The organism is Pseudomonas sp. EA_65y_Pfl2_P78 (assembly GCF_963970495.1).
In the GTDB taxonomy this organism is placed as follows: Bacteria; Pseudomonadota; Gammaproteobacteria; order Pseudomonadales; family Pseudomonadaceae; genus Aquipseudomonas; species Aquipseudomonas baetica_A.
On the sequence record NZ_CAXAON010000009.1, the window covers coordinates 121,845 to 141,677 of the forward strand.

Here is a 19,833-nt window from a genome sequence, read left to right on the forward strand (position 1 = left end):
CAAGGACGCCTTTACATGCGCATACGCTTTACGCCTCTGTTCAACGGTTTGCTCTGGGCCTCGCTGCTGAGTGTCACCTCGATCGGCAGCGCCGTCGCCGCCACCGGCAATTGCGCCGCGCTGGGGCCATTGCCCTCGGTGCTGGAAGTCGGCGAAGGTTTGCAGCAGGCGTTGCAATCGCCGGTGGCGATCACGCGGGTCGCTGTAGGCGATCCGAAAATCGCCGACGTGCGTGCCACCGGCGATAAGGCCGTGTTGCTCACAGGCGTTGGGCCCGGCGCAACCACGCTGATGATCTGGACGGCCTGCGCCAGTGCTCCACGGCAAAGCATGGTGTTCGTGCAAGGTAAGGCCAGTGCAGCGATGAAGACCGTTTCCCTGCCGGCCACGGATGATCCGACCTTGCCCTCGCAGGTGCAGACCGACATACGTTTTGTTGAAGTCAGCCGTACCAAACTCAAAGAGGCCGGCACTTCGATTTACGGCAAGGGTTCGAACAACTTCCTGTTCGGCACTCCGGGCACGGTGCCCGGCACCGGAGTCAGGCCGGGTACGGTGCCGATCACTGCGCCGAACATTCCCTTGGCCAACGACATGTTCAACATTGTCTGGGGCGGCGGCAGCAGTAAATTTCTCGGCATCGTCAATGCATTGGAGGGCAGCGGTTTCGCCTACACCCTGGCGCGACCCAGCCTGGTGGCGTTGAGCGGTCAGAGCGCGAGTTTTCTGGCCGGTGGCGAAATCCCGATCCCGGTGCCCAGTGCCAACAGCAACAGCTATTCCATCGAATACAAGGAATTCGGCATCCGTCTGACGCTGACCCCGACCGTGGTCAGCCGTGACCGCATCGCGCTCAAGGTCGCCCCGGAAGTCAGTGAACTGGACTACAACAATGGCGTGACCATCGGCGGCACCACGGTGCCGGCCTTCACTATCCGCCGCACCGATACCAGCATCTCGCTGGCCGACGGCGAGAGCTTCGTGATCAGCGGCTTGATCAGCACGCAAAATGCTTCCCAGGTGAGCAAATTTCCAGGGCTGGGTGACATTCCGGTGATCGGCGCGTTTTTCCGCAATTCATCGATCAACCGCGAGGAGCGTGAACTGCTGATGATCGTCACCCCGCACCTGGTTCAACCCCTGGCGGTCAATGCACCACTGCCTTCGCTGCCCGGGGAAAAACTGCGCAACTACGACCCCAACTGGTATCGCCTGTACTTCCTTGAAAACGGCAACTTCGATAAACGCAGCGGATTATCGCAATGAGCCAGAGCCTGAATCAGACCTTCCTCGCCATCACCCGTAACGACACCGATCTTGAGTGGCTGCAAGGCGCGCTAGCACCGCTGGGGCAGGTGGTCAGTGCCGGTGGCGGCAGTCTTGATGAACTGCTGGCGCTGGTCGACGTCACCTGCGCCAGCCTCGTCTTCGTCGGGCTCGACCCCGAACATCTGGTGGCCCAGAGCGCGTTGATCGAAGGCGTTCTGGAAGCCAAACCGATGCTCGCCATCGTCGCCCTCGGTGACGGCATGGACAATCAGCTTGTACTCAATGCCATGCGGGCCGGCGCGCGAGACTTTGTTGCCTACGGCTCACGTTCCAGCGAAGTCGCCGGGCTGGTGCGGCGCCTGAGTAAACGTCTGCCGGCGGTGACGCCGAACACCCCGTTGGGTGGGCTGACGGTGCTCTACGGTGTGCAAAGCGATGCGGACGGCGCACTGCTGGCCAACCATATGGCGCTGGTGGTGCACAAGAGTGGTCAACAAACCCTGTTGCTGGATCTGGGGCTGCCCCACGGTGACAGTCTGGCCTTGCTGGGGCTGGAGAGTTCATTCCATTTCGGCGATGCGTTGCGCCACTTGCGACGCCTCGACGCGACCCTGATCGACAGCGCCTTCACCAGCACCGAAGCCGGTCTGCGCATTCTCGCCTATGCCCCTGCCGATGAGCCGCTGGAGCGCACCAGCACTGCGGAGCTGTACATGTTGCTCAGCGCCTTGCGCCAACACTTCCAGCACATCGTGGTCAACCTCACCGGCCAGCCTGACAGCGAAGCGCTGCGCACCTTTGTCAGCCATTGCGACAAGTTGCTGTGGTACACCGACCAGAACGTGCTCGACTGCCGGCGCAATCTGGCGGTGCTGAACCAGTGGCGCGAGAAAGGCGTGAAACTCGACCACGGCCGCTTGCTGGTGGATCGCTACCTGCGCAACGTTGCGCCCGACTCAGAGGCACTGGGCAAGACCTTCGGCCTGGAAGTGATCGCCGTGCTCGCCTACAGCCCGGAACTGCGCCTGAACGCCAAAAATCAAGGCGTGACCCTGTTCGAACTGGCGCCGCGTGAAGCCCTCAGCCAAAGCCTGCGCACCCTCGGTGAGTGCCTGGCCAAACGCTCTGAAGGCCTGGCCAAACCGAAGGTCACCTGGTTCGACCGCTTGCGAGGCACCTCATGAACGGCGAGCAATTGTTCGGCGGCCCACAGCGCCAGGCGACCGGTAATACCGATCACGATGGCCTGAAACTGGTGCTGCACCGCTACATCATCGACGCCATCGAAGAGTCCGGGAAAAACCTGCTGGAGGGCTCGCGGCAGGTGCTGGCGCAATTCGTCATCGACAAAGTCGCCGAATACATCGCACGCCTGCACCTGGCGATTTCCCGTTATGAAATGGAGCGTCTGGCCGAAGAAATCGTTGATGAACTGACCGGCTTCGGCCCGCTCGAAGTGCTGCTGCGCGACAGTTCGGTGACGGAGATTCTGGTCAACGGCCCGCACAAAGTGTTTATCGAACGCGATGGCCTGCTGCACCTCAGTGACCTGCGTTTCATCGATGCCCACCACGTCGAACGCGTGATGCAGCGCATCCTGGCGCCGCTCGGTCGGCGTCTGGACGAGTCGTCACCGATGGTCGATGCGCGCCTGCCCGATGGCAGCCGGGTCAACGCCATCATCCCGCCGATTGCCCTCGACGGCCCGTGCCTGTCGATCCGCAAATTTCGCAAGGACATGCTCAAAAGCACTGACCTGATGGCCATGCAAACCATCGATCAGGCGATCTACGATTTCATTCAGGAGGCGGTGGGCAAGCGCTGCAACATTCTCATCAGCGGCGGCACCGGTACGGGCAAAACCACGCTACTGAACATTCTCAGCCAGTTGATCAACCCCAGCGAACGTCTCGTCACCATTGAAGATGTCGCCGAATTACAGCTCGGCCACCCGCATGTCGTGCGTCTGGAAACCCGGCCACCGAATGCCGAAGGCCATGGCGAGGTCAAGGCCAGCGACCTGATCCGCAACGCCCTGCGGATGCGTCCCGACCGGATCATCCTGGGCGAGATCCGAGGCGTCGAAGTGGTCGATGTACTGACGGCGATGAACACCGGTCACGACGGCTCCATGAGTACCGTGCACGCCAACAATGCCCAGGATGCCTTGCTGCGCCTGGAAACCCTGGTGGGCCTGACCGGCCGCGCCATCGCCGAGCGCACCCTGCGCCAGATGATCTGCGCCGCGCTGGATGTGGTGATTCAACTGACGCGCCTGCCCGATGGTCGGCGCTGCGTCAGCGAAGTGGTGGAAGTGGTGGGCGTGCGCGAGGACGTCTATGTCACCAACACCTTGTTCCGCCTCGACCGGCGCACAGGCGTCGGTTTTCTGCGTGAGGCGGTCAACCCGGCCGGCGACAAGCTGCGCCACGAATCGACGCTCGCGCACTGAGGGCCACGGCATGCTTAAACCGCTGCTGCTGTACTTGCTCAGTCTGGCGTTGTTCGGGCAATCCATGCGTCTGTTCTATAAGGCATGGCGTCTGAGCGGTGCCACTCGTGTAATGGAGCGATTGAATGAGGGACTGCCGCATGAAAACGCCCCCCCAACGCGTTGGGCTGGCCTTGAACGGGCCTTCTTGCGCGCGGGCCTGGGGCGGCCGACCGAACGTCTTGGTGCATGGGTCTTGCTATGGATGTTCGCCATCGTGCTGGGTCTGGCGCTCGCCGGATGGATCGGCGTACTGGTGATGGTGGTGTTGCCGCCAGTGGCCGTGCGGTTGTACGTCAGTTGGCGCTACCAACGGCGCTTGCGGCGGATGATCGAGCAACTGCCGCAACTGCTCGATTACACCGTGCGCAGCCTGAAGTCGGGTCGCACGCTGGCCGACGCGGTGCTCGGTGGCATCGAGGCCAGCGAAGAACCGCTGAAAAACGCCATGGGCCGGGTGCAGCGCAACGTCCAGTTGGGGGTGAGTTTGCCGGACGCGGTGTCGGATCTGGCCGAACTCTACGAGCGAGACGAGTTTCGTCTGTTCGCCCTTGGCCTCAAGGTCAATCATCGCTACGGCGGCAATGCCAGTGAGTTGCTGGAAAACCTGATCAAGATGATCCGCGAACGCGATCAGGCTGCGCGCCAATTACGCGCCATGACCGGTGAAACCCGCCTCACCGCGTGGGTGCTGGGATTGTTGCCGATTGCCATGGCTGGGTATTTCCTGATGGCCAATCCGGTTTATCTGGTCGCCATGTGGCACGACCCGTCCGGGCAGCGAATGCTCGCCACGGCGTTCGGCATGCAGGTGATCGGCAGTCTGTTGCTCTGGCGGATGTTGCGCAGCCTATGACGACGCCTCTGATGATCAGCGCCTTGTTGTTGCTCGGCGCCGCCGTGTTACTGATCGCCCATCTGCTGGAGCAGCGTCGCCGCGCGCGGCAAATCATCCGGCGACTGGACGGCGACCTGATTCGCGAAAACCGCCTCGGCAACCTGTTGCAGTCGCTCGGCGAGAGCAAGGTCGGGCAGCACAGCGTCAAGCTCGACAACGAAACGCAAACCCTGCTCAGCCGTCTCGGCTGGCGCAGCGCACGCCAGCGTTCGCTGTTCGCTGCCTGTCAGATCGGTGCGCCGTTGTTGATGCTGGCCCTGGCAGTGCTGTTGCAATCGGTGTTTTTCCCCACCGTGGAAAAACAATGGATCGCGCCGTTGTTCGCCCTCGGCGTCGGCTACCTGCTGCCCAAGCGGTTGCTGGTGATGGCCGTTGCCCAGCGACAGAAACAACTGGCCAGTGAGATCGGCACGTTTATTCCGTTGCTGCGCATCCTCTTCGAGTCCGGCATGGCCGTGGAGCAGGCACTGCGTGTGCTGAGCCATGAAGGCCAAGCGTTGCTCCCCGTGCTGACTCATGAGTTGCGCCTGGTGCTGGCCCGGGTCGACTCGGGCCTTGAACTGGGCGAAGAACTGAACAAGGCCACGCAACTGTTGGCGGTGGATGAGTTCACCGACACCTGCGTGATTCTCCAGCAGTTGCTGCATCAGGGCGGTGGGGCGATGAAATCGCTGTTGTCGCTCAAGCAACTGCTCGATGACCGGCGCCTCACGCGCCTGCAGGAATACATTTCGAAGATGTCGGCAAAAATGTCCGTCGTGATGATGCTGTTTCTCTTCCCTGCATTATTGATCGTCCTGGCCGGCCCGGGCTTCACCGCCCTGGCCAAGGCATTGGGGGCATGAAGGAGTGGTGATGAAAGCAATGATGGCTGGTGTTTGCCTGTTGTTGCTCGGTGGCTGTGCCAACACCGGGCAAAACCCCTGGGAGGCGCTGACCAGCAGCGCCAGTTGCGGCAAGTTGAGTTCCGATCAGCAACTGTCGCTGAACCTGGCCGACGACATGGCCAACGAAGGCAAGCTCCACGCCAGTCTGGCCAACCTGCAAAGCCTGCCGGACAACCTCGCCGATGTGCGTCTGCGCAAGGCCAGGGTTTACCGCTTGCTCGGTCGCAGCGAGGCCCAACCGTTGTATCGCAGCTTGCTCGGCACCTGCCTGGCGGCCGAAGCCGAACATGGTCTGGGACAACTCGCGGCCGCGAAGTCCGACTACGGCCAGGCGCAGGCGCACCTGCAACGCGCCGCACGCCTGGCCCCGACCGACGAAAAAATCCGCAACGATCTGGGGGTGGTCTACCTCAATCAATTGCGTATCGAAGATGCGCGTTTTGAATTCCTCACCGCCATGGAACTCAAGCAGAGCGATCAATTGGCCGCACTGAATCTGGTCACGCTGTTGCTGTATCAGGATGACTGGAACCGCGCCGCCGAACTGGTCAGCCGCCTCGGCCTGAGCCCCGCACAGTTCAGCGAAGCACAGAGCCGCGCGGAAAAACTCAAAGTGCCGAGCCCATCTCCCGCCGCCGTTACGGCGATGCTCAAATAAGGAGACCCGCGATGAAAGCCATCATTGTTTGCCTGGGCTTGCTGGCCCTGCCGCTCACCAGTCACGCCATCGACGCCGGCCCGGCCTCGGCCCAGCAACAGGAAACCGAAGGCTGGCTGCTGCTGCAAAGCCGCAACAAAGTGGCCTCGCCCATACCTCAGACCCAGACGCCGACTGAGCGCGAACTGGTGATGCAGCGTTGGCTGAAAAGCTACCAGCATGAAATCCCGCCGTTTTTCGATCAGGAGCAGGGTGGCAAGGTCAGCAGTGGAACGGGTGGCGGCGGCTGACAGTATTCAACAGGCTCGCCGCGTCATCGTTCTTCGCGAGCAAGCGTTCTGACAGGCGCCAGCCGTTTCTATAGCTGATAACTGAAACTGATGCTGTACCGTGCCCGGCGGTTGAACGTGTCCAGTGCTTCATCCGACATTGCCTTCGCTGCCTCCAGCGAAATGTTGTAGTACTTGGCATCGCCGAACCTCAGCCCGACTGCCGCCGACGACAGATTGTTGGCCTGCACCGGCAGTTTATTGAACCAACTGCGCGAGCGATCGAGCACCACGTAGGGTTGCAGGATGCGCAGCCAGTTGCCGTCGCGGTTGAAACTGTAGTTGACCTCGTACGCCACCCCCCAGCCCTTGTCGCCGGACGCCTGATCGTCGGGGTAGCCGCGACCGAAATTCTGCCCGCCAAATACCGCGCGTTCGCTGTCGGGCAAGGTGTCGTCGCTCCAGTACAACGCGGCCGAGAGCACGCCTTGCCAGTTGTCGAGGAACTTGTCGCTTTGCACCCCGGACAGGCGCAGACGCAAGAAATTGAGGTCCAGCGCGCTGTTGTTGGTTTTCGCCCCCATGCTGTCCAGCCCTTGATACAGGCCGCCGCTGAGGATGCGCAGTTGCCGGGCATCGGCCTTGCGCCAGTCGCTTTCGAAGGCGAGGGCGCGGATGTCGGTGCGCTCCTCGACGCTCAGCGGGTAGCCGATCACTTTATAGCGGGTCTTGTCGTTGACCGCGTAGAGCCGCGAGCCGGCGGTCAGCAGTTCGTTGGGCGCTGCAATCAGCGGCAGGGTGAAACCGATCGAGTAGCGATCATTCTCACGGTGCGGTTTGAGTTGCAGGCCATTGTCGAGCAACACGTTGGTGCCGGGGTCGGCACGGTAGCGTGAGGCGGACAGGGCGAGTTGCGTACCCTCGCTGTCGAGGAACTGGTTGTAGTCCAGGCGATAGTAATGCTCGTGGTCGTCACCCGGTGGGAACAGACCGCTGAGGGTCAGTTGTTCGCCCATGGACGTTTGCGAGTTGCTGCTGACGCCGAGCAGGGCCTGCGTGCCGTTGCGGTTGTCTTCGGTGGTGCTGAGTGTGCTGGTGAACGGTTTGCGGCTGGCCTGGGCGACCAGCGTCGTGGCGCCATCGGTGGTGCCGGGTGGCGGCACCTGGGCCTGAATGGTGACGCCGGGAATGCGCGTCATCAGCGTGGTGTAGCGCTCGAAAGTCTTGCGGGTCAGTGGCCGTTCGGCCTGGATTTTCGCCGCCAGATTGTCGAGCAGGCCTTTGACCCGGCCGACGTCGCCCTGCATTTGTATGTCGCGAACATAGCCTTCGACCAACACAACGCGTGCCACGCCGTCGTCGAAACTTTGTTGCGGCAGGAACGCGTAGGACAGCAGATACCCATCCTGCTGGTAGCGCCGGGTGATGTTGCGCGTGGCTTCGATCAGGTCGGCGAGGCTGCTCTGGTGACCGATCAGCGGTTTGTAGATGTCGGCCAATTCGTTGAGCGGATAGATCGTGCCGCCTTCGATCTGCACGGTCTTGAGATTGACTTTGGTCTGCATCATCAATGGCTGTGAGGCGGCTGCGCCGGGGTCAGGCACTTGCAGCGGCGTAGCCGTCGGACGATAGGCGTCTGCCGGTAGATTGGGTACGGGCAGGTTGCGAATGGTTTCGTTGCTATTGAGGAAGCTGGGGAGGGTGTCGGCGAGGGCGGCGGAACTGAGACTGAGGAACAGCAGGGATGCCATAAAGCGCATAGGACACTCCGTGGTCAGATCACAGCGCAGGGCTGATGTTCTCCTAAGAAAGAAGCGGAAGACTCGTAGGAATCTTCCGCCCTCAACCAAGCGTAGGCGCTGTAGGTGCGGCCGTCGAATCGGCCAGGTGCAATTTAGTGTTTGTTACCACCCAGAGCGCCGGTCAGGCCACCCAGAACACCGCCCAGACCACCGGTGGTGCCGCCGCTGGCGGTGCCTCCGTTGACCAGACCGCCAGCGGCAGTGACGACACCGCCGACGTTGCTGACCAGGCCCCCGACAGCGGTAGTGACCGGGTTATTAGTGGCGGCAATCGCACCGCCGAGATTGCTCACCGCGCTGCCGGCCTGGCCGGTGAGGCTGGCCACAGGACTGCCCAGACCCGTGGCGGCGCCCACCTGTTGCGTCAGGCCGGTGACTGCGCTGGTGACCGGGTTGAGTGCGCCGCCGACATTGTTGCCGAGCGCGGCCAACGGCGCGGTTGTGGAGGTGATCGGGCTACCCGAGCCACCGAGGACAGTGTTCAGCGAGGCGACAGCATTGCCCAGCCCGCCCGCCGTCACGCCACCGGCACTGACCGCGCCATTGGTGCTGCCAGCGTTCAAGCCTGTGCCCACGTTGACGACGGCGCCGCCGACGGTTTGCAGCAGGCCAGTACCGCCCAGGCCACCACCGAGACCGCCAAGGCCACCGCCCACGCCGCCACTGGAGCCGGTGCCGTTGGACACCAGGCCGCCAGCCTTGCCGGTAGCGGTGCCTGCGTTGCTCAAAGCGCCGCCGAGGGTGTTGCTCAGCGCATTGCCATTGCCGGCGCCAGTCACCTTGTCGCCGACACCGTCAACGGTGCTGCCGACTTTCTGGATCACGCCTTGGAGTGGGTCACCCAGGCCGGTGGCATCGCCGACTTTGTCGGTGGTGCTTTCGACCATGGCGATCACTGGTACCAGACTGCTGCCGAGTTTATTGGTCAGTTGGCTGGTCGGGCCGTTGCTGAGGGTGGTGTTGAGGGTATCGCCGAGCATGGTGACTTTCTGGCCGACACCGTCGAGCACCGGTGCGACTTTGGTGACCACGCCGCCGACCACTGGAACGCTACTGGTTGCGGTTGCCAGTTTGCCGCTGAGGTCGGACACGCCGTCGCCGACATCCTGCACCACGCCACCGACCGAAGCCACGGTGGTGGTCAGGCCGTTAGGGTCGGTGGCGAGTTTGCCGATGCCGTTGGTGACGCCGTCACCCAAGGTCGTGACCACATTGCCGGCGGTTCTTGCCGCGCTCTGCACGACGCCACCGACCACAGGAGCGGTGCTCAAAGAATCGCCAATCTGGCCGACGCCATCACCCAGGCCACTGACGGTTGTGCCGACATCCTGTACGAGGGTGGTGGTCACCAGTCGTGCGGCGGGCGGATTGGTCGGGTTGGTTGGATCGGTTGGGTCAGTCGGATTGGTTGGGTTGGTCGGATCGGTGCCGCCCGTGCCGCCAGTACCACCGGTTCCACCTGTGCCAGCGGTATCACCGCTGCTACCAGTCCCGCCAGTGCCGGCGGTTGAACTGTCTGGCGAAGAACTGCCGGAGCTGCTGTGATGGCCGCCACCGCCGCTGCTGCAGCCAGCGAGACCAAGGGAGAGGATCAATGCCAGAGCGATTGCTGATTTGCACCACACGTCTTGAGTTTTCATGATTGAGATTCCTTGCACCTGGTACAACGTTCGTTGTCTTCGATGGCTTGCCGGTCTGTCGCTGGCAATGCCTCGTCCGTGGTGCCAATCTCGATCCGGGCGCTGATTCACGCCATTCTCTAGATGGTATTAACGCCTTTATATATAGGCTGTTCGCAGTGCCTAAGGACTAATACCCAAGCGATAAGCGCGCAAAAAAAAGCCTTGAAAATCAAGGCTTGGTGTTCTTCAAGTCAGGGCAAAAGCCGGAAGAAAACTTAAGTTATATATATACAATTTACGGGTGTTTCCCGGCGCGTGAGGTCACCCCACCGGCTGCCAGTGCCCGACCATATGCTCCAGATTCTGCGTGCCGACCAACTGCAACTCTCCGCTGGAGCCCGCTGCTGTGGCGAGCAGTGTGACCTCGCTGGGCAGTCGCACCGGTTTGCGAAAGTACACGGTGATTTCAAGGTTGGCCTTGGGCAAGTGATCGGCCAGCGCCGCGAGCGTGCGCGCCTTGTTCCACAAGCCATGGGCGATAGCGGTAGGAAAACCGAACAGCTTGGCGCTGGGCGCACTCAAGTGGATCGGGTTGTAGTCGCCCGAGACCTTGGCATATTGCCGGCCGATGTCTGCCGGGGCTTTCCACTTCGCCACCTCCACCAGCGATTGCGAAGGCTCCCAGTGCTGCTCCAGCGGTTCGCCATCGAGCTTAACGCCGCGACAGAGCATCTGGCTTTCGGCTTCCCACAACGGCCCGAGTTGATCATCCAGCGTGGTCAACACATCGAACGTCGCGCCTTTGGGATGCGGTTGCAGATTGTGCACCCGCACGCTGATTTGTGCGCGACTGATCCCGCCCATCGGCCGCAACACACGAATGCGGTTGCGCAAATGAATCAGCCCCAGCAGCGGAAACGGGAAGTCCTTGGCCGTGAGCAATTGCATCTGCAACGCGAAGGCGAGGATGTGTGGATACGTTGGCGGCAACAGACCGTCGTCGGCAAAACCGCAGACCTTGCGGTAGGCGGCCAGCCGTTGGTCATCGACATCAACGAAGCAACGCAAACCGCTGTCGGGTAATTGCGTGCCGGTGATCTTGCGTCGCGTCGCTGCCCGCGCATACAGCCCGGGAAGGCTCGGTTCACGGTCCAGTGTGTACCATTCGATGCTCATGCCTAAGCCCCCAGAACACTTTGTCCACAGACCCGCAACGCCTGCCCGGTGAACGCGCCGGTACCCGGTTGCGCCAGCCACGCCACCGCCTCGGCGACGTCCTGCGGCAAGCCGCCCTGGCCCAGCGAGCTCATGCGGCGCCCGGCTTCACGCAGGCCAAACGGGATGTGGGCAGTCATCTGGGTTTCGATGAACCCCGGCGCCACGGCGTTGATGCTGATGCCGCGTTCCAGCAGCGTCGGCGCCCAGGCTTGCGCCAGACCGATCAATCCGGCCTTGCTCGCGGCGTAGTTGGTTTGCCCACGGTTGCCGGCGATACCGCTGATCGAGGCGAGCAAAACGATTCGCGCGTTGTCGTGCACAGTGCCGCTGTCGAGCAGAGCCTTGGTTAGCACTTGTGGCGCGTTGAGGTTGACCGCCAGCACGGCGTCCCAGAATTCCGGGGTCATGTTGGCCAGAGTTTTGTCACGGGTGATCCCGGCGTTGTGCACCAGAATGTCGAGGCCGTCGGGTAGCTGTTCGATCAGTTGTGCGCCAGCGTCTTCGGCGCAGATGTCGAGGGTAATGCTGCGCCCGCCAAGGCGCGCGGCGAGGGCGTCGAGATCAGTCTTGGCCGGCGGCACGTCAAGCAGGATGACGTCGGCACCGTCGCGGGCCAGGGTTTCGGCGATGGAGGCGCCAATGCCTCGCGCAGCACCGGTCACCAAGGCTTTGCGTCCAGCCAGTGGCCGTGTCCAGTCGGTGACCGGTGTCGCACACGCGGTCAGGCGAATCACCTGCCCGGACACGAACGCACTTTTCGGCGAAAGGAAAAACCGCAGCGGACCTTCCAGTTGATCTTCGGCCCCTTCGCCAACATAGATCAACTGCAGCGTGCCGCCGCTGCGCAGCTCTTTGGCCAGCGAGCGGGAAAACCCTTCGAGTGCCCGTTGGGCGCTGGCGGCGAACGGATCTTCCAGGGTTTCCGGCGCTCGGCCAAGCATCACCAGATGGGCGCTGTGCTCAAGATTTTTCATCAACGGCTGGAAAAACTCGCGCAGTTGCTTGAGGTGGTCGGTGTGCTGCAAATGACTGGCGTCGAACACCACGGCCTTGATTTTCGGGCCATGGCCGGGAATCCACGCGGTGGCCATCGACGGTTCGGTGCCATAGCTGTAGATCGCATCGGTCAGGCGGTTGGCGAACGCATTGACGCGCTCAGTCAACGGCCCGCCCCCGATCAGCAGTGCACCATCCACCGGCCGCAGGCGGCCGCCCTGCCAGCGTTCCAGCCGCACCGGCGACGGCAGGCCCAGAGCCCCGACCAGACGATGGCCGATGGACGAATTGGCGAAGTCGATATAGCGGTCAGACATGGAACGCTCTCCAGAAGTTGGGGTTCAAAGTGTGGACTACCCACGGCAATCAATCGTTCGATCCAGGCAATAAGGCCTACGCTAGAACAGCAGAGTAGTTTGCCCAGGCTGTTTTGTTGCCGGCTCCCACAAGGTTCCAGGTGAATCAGGATATTCAATAAGGAGGTTTTCATGAGTCAGTTGCGCCGCGTCGCGATCATCGGCGGTAACCGTATCCCTTTCGCCCGTTCCAACGCCCCGTACGCCACGGCCAGCAATCAGGCGATGCTCACCGCTGCCCTCGAAGGCCTGATCGAGCGCTACAACCTGCACGGCCAGCGCATGGGCGAGGTGGTGGCAGGCGCGGTGCTTAAATTGTCACGGGATATGAACCTGACCCGCGAATGCGTACTCGGCTCACGTCTTTCGCCGGCTACGCCTGCCTATGACATCCAGCAAGCCTGCGGCACGGGCCTTGAGGCCGCGTTGCTGGTGGCCAACAAAATCGCCCTCGGGCAGATCGATTGCGGCATCGCCGGCGGTGTCGACACCACCTCGGATGCGCCGATCAGCGTCAACGAAGGCCTGCGCAAAATCCTCCTGCAAGCCAATCGCGCCAAAACCACGGGTGACAAACTCAAGGCTTTCCTGCAACTGCGGCCCAACCATTTGATCCCGGAGTTTCCGCGCAATGGCGAACCGCGCACCGGCCTGTCGATGGGCCAACACTGCGAATTGATGGCGCAGACCTGGAACATTGCTCGCGAAGATCAGGATCAACTGGCGCTTGAAAGTCATCACAAGCTCGCCGCGTCCTACAGCGAAGGCTGGCACAACGACCTGATGACGCCGTTCCTTGGCCTGACTCGCGACAATAATCTGCGCCCGGACCTGACCCTGGAAAAACTCGCCTCGCTGAAACCGGCCTTCGAAAAAAGCGCCAAAGGCACGCTGACGGCGGGCAACTCCACACCGCTGACCGATGGAGCCTCTGTGGTCTTGCTGGGCAGTGAGGAATGGGCGAAGGAACGTGGTTTGCCCATCCTGGCCTACCTGCGCGATGGCGAGGCGGCGGCGGTGGATTTCGTCAACGGCGCCGAGGGCCTGTTGATGGCGCCGGTGTATGCGGTGCCACGGTTGCTGGCGCGTAACGGCCTGACCCTGCAGGATTTCGACTACTACGAGATTCATGAAGCGTTTGCCGCGCAGGTGTTGTGCACGCTAAAGGCCTGGGAAGATCCCGAGTACTGCAAAACCCGTTTGGGGCTCGATGCGCCGTTGGGCTCGATAGACCGCAGCCGTCTCAATGTGAAGGGCAGTTCGTTGGCGGCCGGGCACCCGTTTGCCGCGACAGGTGGGCGGATTGTCGCGAATTTGGCGAAGTTGCTGGACGCGGCTGGGAAGGGCCGGGGGCTGATTTCGATTTGTGCGGCGGGTGGACAGGGGGTTACCGCTATTATCGAGCGTTGACGCCCATTTCACTGTGGGAATGGCGTCATGTCAGATTCTGTCGCAAATGCCCTCAACGCCATTTGCCAATATTCATGACCGGCTCCGCTATGATTGGCCGCGGTCGATTTTCCGGCACAGTGTGTGCATCTTCAACGTTCACAGGTCGGCACCCCCTCCCCGAGATGCGAGGATTGCCGTATAACGAGTGACATTCGCGTGTTTGGTAATAAAGGACCCACAATAAAAGCTGATGAAGACTCCAAAACGCATTGAACCCCTGATCGAGGACGGTCTGGTCGACGAAGTGCTGCGTCCACTGATGAGTGGTAAAGAAGCAGCTGTTTATGTGGTGCGCTGTGGCAATCAGTTGCGTTGCGCAAAGGTCTACAAGGAGGCGAACAAACGCAGTTTCCGTCAGGCGGCCGAGTATCAGGAAGGCCGCAAGGTGCGCAACAGCCGACAGGCTCGCGCCATGGCAAAAGGCTCCAAGTTCGGTCGCAAAGAGACCGAGGATGCCTGGCAGAACGCCGAGGTGGCGGCACTGTTCCGTCTGGCCGGTGCCGGGGTGCGAGTGCCCAAGCCGTACGACTTCCTCGATGGCGTGCTGTTGATGGAACTGGTGGCCGACGAATTCGGCGAGGCCGCGCCGCGTCTGAATGACGTCGTGCTGGAGCCTGATCAGGCCCGCGAGTATCACGCGTTCCTGATTTCGCAGATCGTGCTGATGTTGTGTACCGGTCTGGTGCACGGTGACCTCTCCGAGTTCAACGTGCTGCTGACACCGACCGGCCCGGTCATCATCGACCTGCCGCAAGCGGTGGACGCGGCGGGCAACAACCACGCGTTCAGCATGCTCGAACGTGACGTTGGCAACATGGCTTCGTACTTCGGCCGTTTTGCGCCGGAGTTGAAGAAGACCAGGTATGCCAAGGAAATGTGGGCGCTGTACGAAGCCGGCATCTTGCACCCGGGCAGCGTGCTGACCGGCGAGTTCGACGATCCGCAGGATCTGGCCGACGTCGGCGGGGTGCTGCGTGAGATCGAAGCGGCGCGGCTGGACGAAGAGCGCAAGCAAGCGATTCGGGCAGCCGATGATGAGCCCAAGGGCAAGTCAGAGGAACCACCGCCACCACCGTGGATGCAATGATCGTTTAGAAAAACCGGCTTCGGCCGGTTTTTTGTGCCCGCCCCATTCTCGCCTGCACCGAAGTTCCCCTGTGTGCGGGCTGGCTCGCGAAAGGGGCGTGTCAGTCGTCATCAATGTTGCCTGATACAACGCGTTCGCGAGCCAGCCCGCTCCCAAGGTTCTATGGTGTTGCTCCAATGTGTATGGGAATCTTGTTCGCCTGCGCGCACTCAAGGACTGAATGTGACCCCTCCTCGCAACGCCCACCTGATCATCACCGCCCGGCTGATCTCCGATTTCGGCGCCTTCCTCAACATGGTCGCGCTGGCCACTTACGTCTACTTGCTGAGCAACAGCGCCATGAGCGTGGGGATCTTCCTCGCCAGTCGCGTCGGTGGCGGGATTTTCGCCAGTCTGATCGGCACGCGGTTTTACCGACGCTTCAGCGGGCGTGTACCGCTGATCGCGTTCGATCTGTTACGCGCCGCTGTGCTCGGTTTGCTGTTGATCGTGCCGGTCGCTCAGCAAGCGTTGCTGTTGCCGTTTATTGCGTTCGGCCTGGGCCTGGGCAATTCGATGTTTGCCATCGGCCTCAACAGCCAGTTGCCGCGTTTGATTCCTCAGACGCAGTTAATCAAGACCAATGCCTGGATCACCTCGGCCTCGTCGGCGGCGATGGTCGGCGGCAGTCTGGTCTCGGGGTTATTGGTGGCAGGCTTCGGTTTTGAAACGGTGTTCGCCCTGAATGCGCTGACCTATTTGCTGGCGGCTTTGTTGATTGTGCCGCTGCGTTTCGCCCCATCGACCCTCAATGAAGCGCCTGAACGCGGCGAATGGTCAGCCCTCAAGCAAGGTCTGCGCAGTGCCCCGGTGATTGCCGCGATGCTCGCCGTGACGATGGCCGACACCTTGGGCAGCGCCGCGCACAACGTCGGTTTCCCGATCATTTCCAAACTGCTGTCGCCCGATTCGGCCAGCACAACCCTGGGCTTGATGCTCGCGGTGTGGGCCAGCGGCAAGCTGCTCGGCGCACGGATCGCCAGTCGCCTCAAAGGCTCGGACAACAGCCATCTGGAGCGGCGGTTTTTCTTTGGCGTGGCGCTGATGTCCTGCGGGTTCATCCTGATGTTCCAGCAACACAGCCTTTTGGGATTGTTGCTGTTTTCATTGCCGGCGGGATTGGGCGACGGCTTTTCCGAGGTCGGTCTGCTGTCGCGTCTGCAACGTGAGCCCGAACACCTGCGCCTGCCGATCTTCAGCTTTTTGACCCTGCTGCAAATGACCGGGTTCGGCGTGGGTATGCTGATCGCCGCCCCGTTCTATGGGTGGTGGACGCCGGGGGCTGTGGTCATGCTGTTTCACGGCATTCCCTTGGGCACGTTGCTGGCGGTGAAAGGGCTGGCGATCATGCGCGAGCGGGTTGCGCGCAGCAGCCCGACGCCAGTTCCTTGAGGATCGGGCAATCGGGGCGATGGTCACCGTGGCAGTGTTCGACCAGATCCTGCAGGGTGTCGCGCAACTGGCCAAGCTCGCGGATCTTGTGGTTCAACTCGTCGATGTGCTGACGGGCCAATGCTTTCACATCGGCACTGGCCCGTTGGCGATCCTGCCAGAGGGTCAGCAGTTTGCCGACCTCTTCCAGTGAAAAGCCCAGGTCCCGCGAGCGCTTGATGAACGCCAGCGTGTGCAGATCATCGTCGCCGTAAATCCGATAGCCGCTGTCGGTGCGATGGGCCGCTTTAAGCAAACCGATCGACTCGTAATAGCGGATCATTTTCGCGCTCAGGCCACTGTGCTTGGCTGCTTGGCCGATGTTCATCGGTGCTCCTCCAGATCCTTGGGCTTCCAGGTTTTCAACAGTAGCGCATTGCTCACCACGCTGACGCTCGACAGCGCCATCGCCGCGCCGGCCAACACCGGGTTGAGGAAGCCGAACGCTGCCAACGGAATGCCGACCAGGTTGTAGACGAAGGCCCAGAACAGGTTCTGGCGGATCTTCGCGTAGGTCTTGCGGCTGATGTCCAGCGCCGCCGGCACCAGCCGTGGATCGCCGCGCATCAGGGTGATGCCCGCCGCATGCATGGCCACGTCGGTGCCGCCTCCCATGGCGATGCCGATGTCGGCGGCGGCGAGAGCCGGGGCGTCATTGATGCCATCGCCGACCATGGCGACGACGCCGGTTTTCTTCAGTTCGGTGACGGTGGCGGCTTTGTCGGCTGGCAGTACCTCGGCGTGCACGTTTTCAATGCCCAAGGCCTGGGCCACCACGCGGGCGCTGCCACGGTTGTCGCCGGTCAGCAGATGACTGTGGATGCCTCGTGCGGCCAGTTGTTGCACCGCTTCCAGTGCCCCGGGTTTCAACGTGTCACCGAAGGCAAACAACCCGAGAATACGCGGCTCGGGGCTTTGTTCAATCAGCCACGACAGGGTGCGGCCTTCGGCTTCCCAGGCTTTGGCGGATTCGCCCAGAGTCCCGGCGTTTAAACCGTTGTCTTCGAGCATCCGCCGATTGCCCAGCGCCAGACGCCGACCTTCGAAAGTGCCGGCAATGCCGCGACCGGTCAGCGATTGGCTGTCGCTGACGTCGGGCACCGTCAGATCACGTTCGGCAGCGGCGTCCAGCACGGCTTTGGCCAGCGGATGCTCACTGCCGCGTTGCAGGGCGCCGGCCAGTTTCAGCAGGGTGTTTTGATCACCGTCGACCGCGTTGAAATGCGCGATGCGTGGCGCGCCGGAGGTCAGCGTGCCAGTCTTGTCGAACACCACGCTGCTGACTTCATGGGCGCGTTCCAAGGCTTCGGCGTCCTTGATCAGGATGCCGTGACGCGCTGCCACGCCGGTGCCGGCCATGATGGCGGTGGGCGTGGCGAGGCCCAAGGCGCAGGGGCAAGCGATGACCAATACGGCGACCGCGTTGATCAGCGCGGTTTCCATCGGCGCGCCGTAAAGCCACCAGCCGATCAGCGTTGCCAGGGCCAAAACCAACACGGTTGGCACAAACACTTGGCTGACTTTATCCACCAGTTTCTGGATCGGTGCTTTCGCCGCCTGAGCGTCTTCCACCAGACGAATGATCCGCGCCAGTACGCTTTCGGCGCCAAGGGCGGTGGTGCGCACCTGCAACCGGCCTTCCCCGTTGATCGCGCCACCGGTGACCTTGTCGCCGGGTTGTTTCGGCACCGGCAGGCTCTCACCACTGATCAGGGCTTCGTCGGCGTGGCTCTGGCCCTCCAGCACTTCACCGTCGACCGGGAAGCGCTCGCCGGGTTTGACCAGAACCACGTCGTTCAGATGCAGGGCGCTGATGGCGACGTCCTGTTCGCGACCGTCGATCAATTGAATCGCCCGTTCCGGACGCAAGGCTTCGAGCGCGCGGATGGCGCTGGCGGTCTGGCGTTTCGCGCGGCTTTCCAGGTATTTGCCGAGCAACACCAAGGCGATGACCACCGCCGATGCTTCGAAGTACAGGTGCGGCATGCGCCCGGCAGCGGTGGCCCACTCGTAAAGGCTCAAGCCATAACCGGCGCTGGTGCCAAGGGCGACAAGCAAGTCCATGTTGCCGGCGCCGGCGCGGACGGCTTTCCACGCCGCGATATAGAAGCGTGCGCCGAAAATGAATTGCACCGGAGTAGCGAGAGCAAATTGCGCCCAGGCCGGCAGCATCCAATGAATGCCGAACGGTTGCAGAAGCATCGGCGCCACCAGTGGCAGGGCGAGGGCGATCGCACAGATCAGCGCCCAACGTTCGTGTTGCAGGTGTTGATGCTGTTTGTCGGTTGGCGGGTGTTCGGCTTGCCAGACGCTGGCCGAATAACCGGCCTTGCTCACCGCGTCGAGCAGGGTTTGCTCATCGACCTGCCCAAGCAGCTCAAGGTGGGCGCGCTCGTTGGCCAGGTTGACGCTGACGCTTTTCACCCCGGGAACTTTGTTCAGGGCGCGTTCGACGCGGCCGACGCAAGAGGCGCAGGTCATGCCGTCGATGCTCAGTTCGAGTGTCTGTTGCGGCACGCTATAGCCGGCGCGCTCTATCGCGTCCATCAAGGCCGGCAGACTGTCGGCGGGGGCCTGGACGCGGGCCTGTTCGGTGGCGAGATTGACACTGACGGCACTGGCGCCGCTGACTTTGCTCAAGGCCCGCTCGACACGCCCGGCGCAACTGGCGCAGGTCATGCCGGCAATCGGCAGATCGAAAGTGATGGATTCGGACATCGGTCGTACTCCCTGTAGAGGATGCCTACAAGGATCAACCTTGCCATGCGGGCAAGGTCAAGCGCCAATCGGCACGATGTCGCAGGGCAAAAAAATGCGAGCGGGCTGGCTCGCGAAGAGGCGTGACATTCAAGGTCTTTGTTGAATGACACAACGCTTTCGCGAGCCAGCCCGCTCCCACATTCTGGACGGGCTTAATATTCGAGGGCGGCGGGCCGCAGGTACAAGCCTTTGGCGGATGAGGCGATACGGTACTTCACCACATCGCCAGCCTTGAGCGAGATCTCCTGCGCCGGTGGTGCCAGCATGCCGGGCTGACAACCCGATACTTGACCTGGCTCCAGTTTCAGACGAATCGAAAAAGTACCATGGGGCAGGTTGAACGAGGTGGACTGCTCTTGAAGCAGTCGCCCTGCAAACTGATCCTGGATGTACACGCCAATCTCGCAAGACGTCGGCACTTCCAGACGCTCGCGCGAAATGATCAAAACGGCGTAGTCCTCCCCGGTCGCGTTGGCCTGAGGCAGGAAGGCGAAGAGGCTGAGCAAGCCAAACAGGCTGAAAGCTGACCAGCGCATGGCTGAATCTCCTGAGTTTAGGTCATTGATGCACGCAGCTTGGCCGAGCGCGGCGCCGATTG

At 62.0% G+C, this 19,833-nt stretch carries 17 protein-coding genes; 10 read left to right on the forward strand and 7 right to left on the reverse strand.

All coding sequences use genetic code 11. The annotated features are described in order from the left end of the window. Positions 1-15 precede the first annotated feature (15 nt). The 7 genes from AACY02_RS10485 to AACY02_RS10515 are packed head-to-tail and all read left to right on the forward strand — an operon-like array spanning position 16 to position 6,493. Entirely contained in the window at positions 16-1,266 is a 1,251-nt protein-coding gene (locus AACY02_RS10485; RefSeq protein WP_339431869.1) for a type II and III secretion system protein family protein, read from the forward strand. Next, positions 1,263-2,453 carry a pilus assembly protein gene (locus AACY02_RS10490; RefSeq protein ID WP_339431870.1) on the forward strand — a complete coding sequence of 397 codons (1,191 nt, stop codon included), beginning with the start codon at positions 1,263-1,265 and terminating at the stop codon, positions 2,451-2,453. The genes AACY02_RS10485 and AACY02_RS10490 overlap by 4 nt, the downstream gene beginning before the upstream one ends. After that, positions 2,450-3,721 (forward strand): CpaF family protein, encoded by a 1,272-nt coding sequence (locus tag AACY02_RS10495; RefSeq protein ID WP_339431871.1) that lies wholly within the window; start codon positions 2,450-2,452, stop codon positions 3,719-3,721. The genes AACY02_RS10490 and AACY02_RS10495 overlap by 4 nt, the downstream gene beginning before the upstream one ends. Positions 3,722-3,731: 10 nt before the next feature. Then, positions 3,732-4,616: a type II secretion system F family protein gene (locus AACY02_RS10500; protein ID WP_339431872.1), complete on the forward strand. Its 885-nt coding sequence runs from the start codon at positions 3,732-3,734 to the stop codon at positions 4,614-4,616. Beyond that, positions 4,613-5,503, forward strand: a complete 891-nt coding sequence (locus tag AACY02_RS10505) for a type II secretion system F family protein (RefSeq protein ID WP_339431873.1) — start codon at positions 4,613-4,615, stop codon at positions 5,501-5,503. Before AACY02_RS10500 ends, AACY02_RS10505 begins: the two co-directional genes overlap by 4 nt. A gap of 10 nt (positions 5,504-5,513) precedes the next feature. Then, complete coding sequence (locus AACY02_RS10510) at positions 5,514-6,203, forward strand: hypothetical protein (protein WP_339431874.1); 690 nt, start codon at positions 5,514-5,516, stop codon at positions 6,201-6,203. Between the two features lie 11 nt (positions 6,204-6,214). Then, positions 6,215-6,493 (forward strand): DUF3613 domain-containing protein, encoded by a 279-nt coding sequence (locus AACY02_RS10515; RefSeq protein ID WP_339431875.1) that lies wholly within the window; start codon positions 6,215-6,217, stop codon positions 6,491-6,493. Between the two features lie 68 nt (positions 6,494-6,561). Here AACY02_RS10515 and AACY02_RS10520 read toward each other — a convergent pair whose 3' ends face one another. The 4 genes from AACY02_RS10520 to AACY02_RS10535 all read right to left on the reverse strand — a co-directional run bounded on the left by AACY02_RS10520 (position 6,562) and on the right by AACY02_RS10535 (position 12,427). Continuing rightward, positions 6,562-8,232 carry a ShlB/FhaC/HecB family hemolysin secretion/activation protein gene (locus AACY02_RS10520; protein ID WP_339431876.1) on the reverse strand — a complete coding sequence of 557 codons (1,671 nt, stop codon included), beginning with the start codon at positions 8,230-8,232 and terminating at the stop codon, positions 6,562-6,564. A gap of 134 nt (positions 8,233-8,366) precedes the next feature. Further along, complete coding sequence (locus tag AACY02_RS10525; protein ID WP_339431877.1) at positions 8,367-9,914, reverse strand: collagen-like triple helix repeat-containing protein; 1,548 nt, start codon at positions 9,912-9,914, stop codon at positions 8,367-8,369. A 303-nt stretch (positions 9,915-10,217) separates the two neighbouring features. Beyond that, entirely contained in the window at positions 10,218-11,072 is an 855-nt protein-coding gene (locus AACY02_RS10530) for a MaoC family dehydratase (protein WP_339431878.1), read from the reverse strand. A gap of 2 nt (positions 11,073-11,074) precedes the next feature. Then, positions 11,075-12,427, reverse strand: coding sequence for a 3-oxoacyl-ACP reductase (locus AACY02_RS10535; protein WP_339431879.1), 1,353 nt, complete (start codon positions 12,425-12,427; stop codon positions 11,075-11,077). A 171-nt stretch (positions 12,428-12,598) separates the two neighbouring features. On the opposite strand from AACY02_RS10535, the gene AACY02_RS10540 reads away from it, so the two are divergent. From AACY02_RS10540 to AACY02_RS10550, 3 genes are all read left to right on the forward strand, one after another. Continuing rightward, positions 12,599-13,876 carry an acetyl-CoA C-acetyltransferase gene (locus tag AACY02_RS10540; RefSeq protein WP_339431880.1) on the forward strand — a complete coding sequence of 426 codons (1,278 nt, stop codon included), beginning with the start codon at positions 12,599-12,601 and terminating at the stop codon, positions 13,874-13,876. A gap of 232 nt (positions 13,877-14,108) precedes the next feature. Beyond that, positions 14,109-15,005 carry a PA4780 family RIO1-like protein kinase gene (locus AACY02_RS10545; protein ID WP_339431881.1) on the forward strand — a complete coding sequence of 299 codons (897 nt, stop codon included), beginning with the start codon at positions 14,109-14,111 and terminating at the stop codon, positions 15,003-15,005. A gap of 222 nt (positions 15,006-15,227) precedes the next feature. After that, entirely contained in the window at positions 15,228-16,436 is a 1,209-nt protein-coding gene (locus AACY02_RS10550) for an MFS transporter (protein WP_339431882.1), read from the forward strand. Here AACY02_RS10550 and cueR read toward each other — a convergent pair. From cueR to AACY02_RS10565, 3 genes are all read right to left on the reverse strand, one after another. Further along, a complete protein-coding gene (cueR, locus tag AACY02_RS10555) occupies positions 16,390-16,803 on the reverse strand; it encodes a Cu(I)-responsive transcriptional regulator (protein ID WP_339431883.1) in 414 nt (137 codons plus the stop codon). The genes AACY02_RS10550 and cueR overlap by 47 nt on opposite strands. Beyond that, positions 16,800-19,193, reverse strand: a complete 2,394-nt coding sequence (locus AACY02_RS10560; RefSeq protein ID WP_339431884.1) for a heavy metal translocating P-type ATPase — start codon at positions 19,191-19,193, stop codon at positions 16,800-16,802. Before AACY02_RS10560 ends, cueR begins: the two co-directional genes overlap by 4 nt. A 194-nt stretch (positions 19,194-19,387) precedes the next feature. Further along, entirely contained in the window at positions 19,388-19,771 is a 384-nt protein-coding gene (locus tag AACY02_RS10565; RefSeq protein WP_221734181.1) for a hypothetical protein, read from the reverse strand. Positions 19,772-19,833 lie beyond the last annotated feature (62 nt).